Consider the following 7,974-nt stretch of genomic DNA (forward strand, 5'->3'; position numbering starts at 1 on the left):
ATGCATCCAGTAGGCCGGCGGTTAGCGTCTACGCTGCTAGCGGGCGAGAAATCCGATTACCGCTGTGGAGGCTTCCGAGGTACCGGTTCCGGGCCGTGGCCGGAGCACCGGATCGAGCAGGCAAAATTGTGACCCGGTGGCTGACACGAGGTGAGAATGATTCCGGTTACCAGAATTGTCAAGCGGATGTGGTTGCTGCTCGCCGTCGTCGCCGTGGCCGTTGTCGCAGGGCTCGGTATCTATCGGCTGCACCGCATCTTCGGCGTTCACGAGCATCCCGTTGTCAAGGTCAAAGCCGATGACGATGTGCCGCAGTTCAACCCGAAGCGAGTGACTTATGAAGTCTTTGGCCCTGCCCCGACCGCCAAGATCGCCCTATTGGACCCCGAGGCCAGGGTGCAACGAATCGACAGCACGCCGCTCCCGTGGTCGCAAACGGTCACCACGACGCTGCCCGCGGTCAGCGTCAACGTGATGGCGCAGAGTAGCGGCGACACGATCGGCTGCCGGATCCTCGTGAACGACGCAGTCAAGGACGAAAAGATTGCCGCCGGACCAAGAGCCCTCGCCTTCTGCCAGGTGACATCCGGATGAGCGAAAAAGACGAACCTACTGCCGCTCGGCCGTTACTGCCGCGCATGATCCGTGGGTTTGCGATCGTGATCGTGCTCTTTTGGCTGGCGTTGACCGCCATCGTCAATCTCGCGGTGCCGCAACTGGAAGTAGTGGGCAAGGCGCACTCGGTATCGATGAGCCCTAGCGATGCCCCGTCGATCGAAGCGATAAAGCGCGTTGGTCAGGTATTCAATGAGTTCGATTCCGACAATGCGGTGACGATTGTGCTGGAAGGTCGCCAGCAACTCGGTGATGACGCGCACCACTTTTATGACAAGCTATTGCAAAAACTTTCGGCTGATACTCGGCATGTCGCGCACATCCAGGACTTCTGGGGAGACCCGTTGACGGCGGCGGGATCGCAAAGTGCCGATGATAAAGCTGCCTATGTGGTCGTCTATCTCGTCGGCAACAATGAAACGGAAGCATACAACTCGGTCCACGCCGTGCGGAATATCGTCGACACCACACCGCCACCGAGTGGGATCAAGACCTATGTCACCGGCCCGTCAGCGCTCAACGCCGATCAATCCGAGGCCGGAGACAAAAGTATTGCCAAGGTCACTGTGATCACCACTCTGGTGATTGCAGTGATGTTACTGTTCATCTACCGCTCTATCGTTACTGCGATTCTCGTCCTGATCATGGTCGGAATCGACCTGGGCGCAATCCGCGGCATCGTCGCCTTTCTCGGCCACCACAACGTTCTGAGCCTTTCCACCTTCGCGACCAACCTGCTCGTACTCATGGCGATCGCCGCCAGCACGGACTACGCGATATTCATGCTGGGGCGTTACCATGAGGCACGCTACGCCGGCGAAGATCGCGAAACTGCGTTCTACACCATGTTTCATGGGACCGCGCACGTAATCTTGGGCTCCGGGTTGACCATTGCCGGCGCTATGTACTGCCTCAGCTTTGCTCGGCTGCCGTACTTCAAGACGCTCGGCCCGCCATGCGCGATAGGCATGTTCGTGGCGGTCCTGGCCGCGCTGACACTGGGCCCGGCTGTGCTGACGGTCGGCAGCTTTTTCAAATTTTTCGACCCCAAGCGCAGGATTAATACGCGGCGTTGGCGTCGAGTGGGAACGGCGATTGTTCGTTGGCCCGCGCCGGTTCTCGCGGCCACCTGCGTGGTTGCGTTTGTTGGCCTGTTGGCCTTGCCCAGTTACAAGACGACCTACGATCTGCGCAAATTCATGCCGGCCAGTATGCCGTCCAATGTTGGGGATACCGCCGCCGGACGCCATTTTTCGCAGGCTCGGCTCAACCCCGAGGTGCTGTTGATCGAGGCCGATCACGATATGCGTACCCCGGTGGACATGCTGGTGCTGGACAAGGTGGCCAAAGCTATCTTCCACAGTCCCGGGGTTGCCCAGGTCAAGGCGATAACGAGACCCCTGGGGACATCGATGAAGCATGCTTCGATACCCTTCGTCATCAGCATGCAGAACGTATCTAATGTCGAGAACTCGAAATTCATGAAAGACCGGCTGAACGATATGCTGCTGCAGGCGCAGGCGATGCAAGTGGCCATCGACACGATGCAGCGCATGTATGAACTTATGGGTGAGATCGTTGCCAACACTGACGACATAGACCGCTTGACCCACGACGTGTCGAACATCACCAATTCAGTAAGAGATCACATTGCCGACTTCGAAGACGTGTTCCGGCCGATTCGCAGTTATTTCTACTGGGAAAAGCATTGTTATGATGTCCCTCTCTGTTGGTCGATTCGATCGCTCTTCGACATAGTCGATAATATCGACCAGTTGAGCGAAAAATTGGAATACCTGGGCAAAGATCTAGATATTCTCACCGTGCTGTTGCCGGAGATGCGGGCGCAGATGCCGCCGATGTTAGCCACGATGAAATTTATGCGCGAGATGCTGCTGATCTGGCACAGCACACTGACCGGCCTCTATCGGCAGTCCGACTCCAATCCTGCGGATCCCGGCGAAATGGGCCGGGCCTTCGACGAGGCCCAGGTTGACGACTCGTTTTATCTTCCGAAGTCGGCTTTTGACAATCCGGATTTTCAGCGTGGTCTGAAGATGTTTTTGTCTCCCGACGGCAAGGCGGCTCGCTTTATCATCTCCCTCGAGGGAGATCCCGCGACACCGGAGGGTATTTCTCGGGTGGAGCCGATCAGGCAGGCGGCGAAGGAGGCAATAAAGGGGACCCCTTTGCAGGGTGCCGCGATTTACCTGGGTGGCACTGCCGCGACGTTCAAAGACATTCAAGTGGGCGCCCTCTACGATCTGCTGATCGCAGGGGTCGCGGCGCTTAGCCTGATCCTGATCATCATGATGATCGTTACCCGAAGTGTGGTAGCCGCCGTGGTGATCGTGGGGACGGTGCTGCTGTCGATGGGCGCTTCTTTCGGTCTTTCTGTGCTGGTCTGGCAGGACATTCTGGGCATCGAGCTGTACTGGTTGGTGTTGGCGATGTCGGTGATCCTGTTGTTGGCCGTGGGATCGGACTACAACCTGTTGCTGGTCTCACGGCTCAAAGAGGAAATTGGTGCCGGTTTGAACACGGGAATCATTCGCGCGATGGCCGGCACCGGCGGGGTGGTGACGGCGGCCGGCATGGTTTTCGCGGTGACCATGTCACTTTTTGTCTTCAGCGATTTGCGGATTATCGGGCAGATCGGCACCACGATCGGCTTGGGCTTGTTGTTCGACACGCTAATCGTGCGCTCGTTTATGACGCCCTCCATTGCCGCGCTGCTCGGACGCTGGTTCTGGTGGCCGCAACGGGTGCGCCCGCGCCCAGCCAGTCACATGCTGCGGCCCTTCGGGCCCCGCCGCTTGGTTCGTGCCCTACTGCTGCCTCCCGAGAAAAACTCGCCAGCGCTGGATCGGCGCGGCACTTTCGTACCCTAGGCCCATGACACAGTCGCCGCCTCGGCCTAGGCCCCACCGGGTGGAGCTGTTGACTCGCGACGGCTGCGCCATCTGTCTGCGGGTGTATGCGCAGCTAGCTGAACTGGCCGGCGAACTGGGCTTCGATCTGGTCAGCACCGACGTGGACGCCGCGGCGTCGGCCGGCCATCCCGAGCTGCGGGCCGAATACGGGGACCGGCTGCCAGTGATCTTGCTCAATGGGAGCGAGCACAGTTACTGGGAAGTCGACGAAGCGCGGCTGCGCGCTGATCTAGGCCGCTGAGAAGGTCCTGACAGGTCGGCCGATTATTTGGTAGGCCACCTGACAAGCGTCTACCGTAGACAGCAGTTCACTTTCTAAGACGCGAGGGAGCGGGCCAGGTGGTGCTGCGGTGAGCATCCTGCTCTTCGGGGTTTCGCATCGCAGTGCGCCGGTTTCGGTCCTGGAACAACTCAGCATCGACGAATGCGATCAGATCAAGATCGTCGACAGGGTGCTGCAGTCACCGCTGGTCACCGAGGCCATGGTGCTGTCCACGTGTAACCGCGTCGAGGTCTATGCGGTGGTCGAGGCGTTTCACGGCGGCCTATCGGTGATCGGGCAGGTGCTGTCGGAGCACTCCGGCATGTCGATGGGCGATCTGACCAAACACGCCTACGTCCGCTACAGCGAGGCCGCCGTTGAGCACTTGTTCGCCGTGGCCAGCGGTCTGGACTCTGCCGTGGTCGGCGAGCAACAGGTACTTGGCCAGGTCCGCCGCTCGTATGCCGCCGCCGAGGCCAACCGCACCGTTGGCCGGGTGCTGCATGAGCTGGCCCAGCGGGCGCTGTCGGTGGGTAAGCGGGTGCACTCGGAAACCGGAATCGACGCTGCTGGCGCCTCCGTGGTGTCGGTTGCCCTCGCCATCGCAGAACGCCAGCTGGGGGGGTTGGCCGGCAAGACCGCTGCGGTGGTTGGCGCCGGGGCGATGGGTGCCCTGGCGTCCGCGCACCTGACTCGGGCCGGTATCGGGGAAATTCATGTGCTCAACCGGTCGTTGGCCCGGGCGCAACGACTTGCCGCCAAGATCCGTCATTCGGGTGTGCGAGCCCAAGTGCTGACCCTGGACCGGCTGGCCGACGCGTTGTCGGATGCCGACGTGGTGGTCAGTTGTACCGGCGCGGTGAGTCCGGTGGTTTCGCTGGCCGATGTGCACCACGCGCTGGCTCACGTGCGCCGCGACGAAGACACTCAACCGCTGGTCTTCTGCGATCTGGGGATGCCGCGTGACGTCGATCCGGCGGTGGCCGGTCTGCCGGGAGTCTGGGTCGTCGATGTGGACCGCGTCCAACGCGAACCGTCCGCGCACGCCAGCGCCGCCGACGTCGATGCGGCCCGCCACATCGTCGCCGCCGAAGTTGCCGCCTACCTGCTGGGGCAGCGGATGGCCGAGGTCACTCCGACGGTGACAGCGCTGCGTCAGCGCGCCGCCGAGGTGGTGGAGGCAGAGTTGCTGCGTCTGGACAACCGGCTGCCCGGGCTGGAAAGCGCCGAGCGCGAAGAGGTGGCCCGCACGGTGCGGCGGGTAGTGGACAAGCTGCTGCACGCACCCACCGTGCGAATCAAGCAGCTGGCCAGTGCTCCGGGCGGGGACAGCTACGCCGAGGCGCTGCGCGAGCTCTTCGAACTGGATCAAACCGCTGTCGACGCTGTCGCAACCGCAGCAGAATTGCCGCTACTGTCCAGCGGGTTCGATGCCGCGGCGCGCCAGCAGGGTGCCGGTGTCGTGCCGGGCATCCCCGACCCGGCTACCGAGTGCTGATTGGCGCACGTGATCCGGATAGGTACCCGGGGCAGTTTGCTGGCCACCACCCAGGCCGCGACCGTGAGAGACGCCTTGATCGCCAACGGCCACCCCGCCACATTGGTGACCATCAGCACCGCGGGTGACCGATCGTCTGCGCCGATCCAGAGTCTGGGGGTGGGCGTCTTCACCACTGCGCTGCGGGAGGCCATCGCAGCGGGCCGCGTCGATGCGGCAGTGCACTCGCACAAAGATCTGCCAACCGCCCCAGACCCGAGGTTCACGATTGCCGCGATACCGCCTCGGAACGACCCCCGCGACGCAGTGGTAGCGCGTGACGGGTTGGTGCTTGCGGAGTTGCCGGCGGGATCGCTGGTGGGAACCTCCTCACCGCGGCGGGCCGCGCAGCTTAGAGCATTGGGTCTCGGTTTGGAAATCCGACCCCTACGAGGCAACCTAGATACCAGGTTGAACAGGGTATGTAGTGGTGATCTTGACGCCATCGTGGTGGCCCGGGCCGGTTTGGCCCGGCTGGGCCGTCTCGACGACGTCACTGAGACGTTGGAGCCGGTGCAAATGTTGCCAGCGCCTGCTCAAGGTGCGCTCGCGATCGAATGCCGTGCTGCTGACCGTGGGTTGGCAGCGGTGATGGCGGAATTGGACGACGCCGACACCCGAGCGGCGGTCACCGCCGAGCGTGCCCTGCTCGCGAAACTGGAGGCCGGTTGCTCCGCGCCGGTGGGTGCGATCGCTGAGGTGGTCGATTCCATCGACGAGGAGGGACGGGTCTTCGAAGAGCTGTCGCTACGCGGCTGCGTGGCGGCGCTGGACGGATCCGACGTGATCCGCGCATCCGGCGTCGGCAGTTCCGCCCGGGCCTGGGAGCTAGGTCTCTCGGTCGCCGCGGAGTTGTTCGAACTGGGCGCTGCGGAGTTGGTGTGGGGAGCGCGGCACGACCCGCGCCAGGAAGTTGAGTGAGTGACGTGGGAGCGACAATGATGACGCGAGGGCGGAAGCCGAATCCGGGCCGCATCACTTTTGTGGGCGCTGGTCCCGGCGACCCAGGTCTATTGACCACACGGGCTGCCACAGTGCTGGCGAACGCCGCCCTGGTGTTTACCGACCCCGATGTGCCAGCGGCCGTGCTGGCGCTGATCGGCAAGGACCTGCCACCCGTTTCCGGCCCGGTGCCCGCCGCCCCGGCGGGGGAGACCGCCGAACCCGCTCCCACAGCAGCCGGTCAGCCGCCGTCGGCGGGGGTGTCGAGCGGCCCCGATATTCGCCCGGCGCTCGGTGATCCCGCCGAGGTCGCCAAGACTCTGACCGCCCAGGCACGCTCCGGTGTCGACGTGGTGCGGCTGGTGGCTGGTGACCCGCTGTCCGTGGACGCGGTCATCACCGAGCTCACCGCCGTCGCGCGCACCCACCTGCACGTCGAGATCGTGCCGGGGCTGGCCGCCACCAGCGCAGTCCCGACCTATGCGGGTCTGCCGCTGGGCTCCTCCTACACTGTTGCCGACGTGCGCGGCGACGTGGATTGGGAGGCACTAGCCGCGGCACCCGGCCCGCTGATCCTGCAGGCCACCGCGTCGCATCTGGCCGAGGCCGCCCGGACGCTGGTCGAGCACGAGCTAGCCGGGACCACGCCGTGCGTGGTGACTGCGCACGGCACCACCTGCCAGCAGCGTTCGGTCGAAACCACGCTCCAGGGTTTGACCGATCCGACCGTTCTGGGTGGCGCCGACCCGGCCGGGCCGTCGCCTGGACCGCTGGTGGTGACCATCGGTAAGACCGTGAGCAACCGGGCCAAGCTGAACTGGTGGGAGAGCCGGGCCCTGTACGGCTGGACCGTGCTGGTGCCGCGCACCAAAGACCAGGCCGGCGAGATGAGCGAGCGGCTGACGTCGTATGGAGCGCTGCCCGTCGAGGTGCCGACCATTGCCGTCGAGCCCCCGCGCAGCCCCGCGCAGATGGAACGCGCCGTCAAAGGCCTGGTCGACGGCCGCTTCCAGTGGGTGGTGTTCACCTCCACCAATGCGGTGCGCGCGGTGTGGGAGAAATTCGGCGAATTTGGCTTGGACGCCCGCGCGTTCTCCGGGGTGAAGATCGCCTGCGTCGGCGAGTCGACAGCGGACCGCGTCCGTGCCTTCGGGATCAGTCCCGAGCTGGTGCCGGCGGGCGAACAGTCTTCGCTCGGTCTGCTGGACGAATTCCCGCCCTATGACAGCGTGTTCGACCCCGTTAACCGAGTGCTGCTGCCGCGGGCCGACATTGCCACCGAAACGCTGGCCGAGGGACTGCGCGAGCGCGGTTGGGAGATCGAAGACGTGACCGCCTACCGGACCGTGCGGGCCGCGCCGCCGCCAGCGTCCACCCGCGAAATGATCAAAACGGGCGGATTCGACGCGGTCTGCTTCACCTCCAGCTCGACCGTGCGCAACCTGGTCGGCATTGCCGGCAAGCCGCACGCGCGAACGATTATTGCCTGCATCGGCCCCAAGACCGCCGAGACTGCCGCCGAGTTCGGCCTTCGGGTGGATGTTCAGCCGGAGACGGCCGCGGTGGGCCCGCTGGTCGACGCGTTGGCCGAACATGCTGCCCGATTGCGCGCCGAAGGCGCGCTGCCCCCGCCGCGCAAGAAGAGCCGCCGACGCTAGTGGCGATCGCAAGCGCGACCGTGGCGA

The 7,974-nt window shown here is 63.9% G+C and carries 6 protein-coding genes; all 6 read left to right on the forward strand.

The window, feature by feature from the left end:
* Positions 1-150: 150 nt before the first annotated feature.
* The 6 genes from F0Q45_RS05435 (at position 151) to F0Q45_RS05460 (ending at position 7,947) form a co-directional block, all read left to right on the forward strand.
* Entirely contained in the window at positions 151-594 is a 444-nt protein-coding gene (locus F0Q45_RS05435) for an MmpS family protein (protein ID WP_262490879.1), read from the forward strand.
* Positions 591-3,506, forward strand: coding sequence for an MMPL/RND family transporter (locus F0Q45_RS05440; protein ID WP_149652966.1), 2,916 nt, complete (start codon positions 591-593; stop codon positions 3,504-3,506). The genes F0Q45_RS05435 and F0Q45_RS05440 overlap by 4 nt, the downstream gene beginning before the upstream one ends.
* 4 nt (positions 3,507-3,510) lie before the next feature.
* Positions 3,511-3,789 (forward strand): glutaredoxin family protein, encoded by a 279-nt coding sequence (locus F0Q45_RS05445; RefSeq protein WP_149652967.1) that lies wholly within the window; start codon positions 3,511-3,513, stop codon positions 3,787-3,789.
* 109 nt (positions 3,790-3,898) lie between these two features.
* Positions 3,899-5,308, forward strand: coding sequence for a glutamyl-tRNA reductase (locus F0Q45_RS05450; protein WP_149652968.1), 1,410 nt, complete (start codon positions 3,899-3,901; stop codon positions 5,306-5,308).
* A gap of 9 nt (positions 5,309-5,317) precedes the next feature.
* The gene (hemC, locus tag F0Q45_RS05455) at positions 5,318-6,268 is read left to right on the forward strand and encodes a hydroxymethylbilane synthase (protein WP_149652974.1); all 951 of its coding nucleotides are present in this window, start codon (positions 5,318-5,320) and stop codon (positions 6,266-6,268) included.
* A gap of 20 nt (positions 6,269-6,288) precedes the next feature.
* Positions 6,289-7,947 carry a bifunctional uroporphyrinogen-III C-methyltransferase/uroporphyrinogen-III synthase gene (locus F0Q45_RS05460; protein WP_188112800.1) on the forward strand — a complete coding sequence of 553 codons (1,659 nt, stop codon included), beginning with the start codon at positions 6,289-6,291 and terminating at the stop codon, positions 7,945-7,947.
* Positions 7,948-7,974: the final 27 nt, after the last annotated feature.

It is taken from the genome of Mycobacterium simiae (assembly GCF_008370645.1).
Taxonomy (GTDB): Bacteria; Actinomycetota; Actinomycetes; order Mycobacteriales; family Mycobacteriaceae; genus Mycobacterium; species Mycobacterium simiae_A.

Coding starts and splice junctions, on each gene's coding strand:
- F0Q45_RS05440 (WP_149652966.1), top strand. CDS start 591: ATGAGCGAAAAAGACGAACCTACTGCCGCTCGGCCGTTACTGCCGCGC.
- F0Q45_RS05445 (WP_149652967.1), top strand. CDS start 3,511: ATGACACAGTCGCCGCCTCGGCCTAGGCCCCACCGGGTGGAGCTGTTG.
- F0Q45_RS05460 (WP_188112800.1), top strand. CDS start 6,289: ATGACGCGAGGGCGGAAGCCGAATCCGGGCCGCATCACTTTTGTGGGC.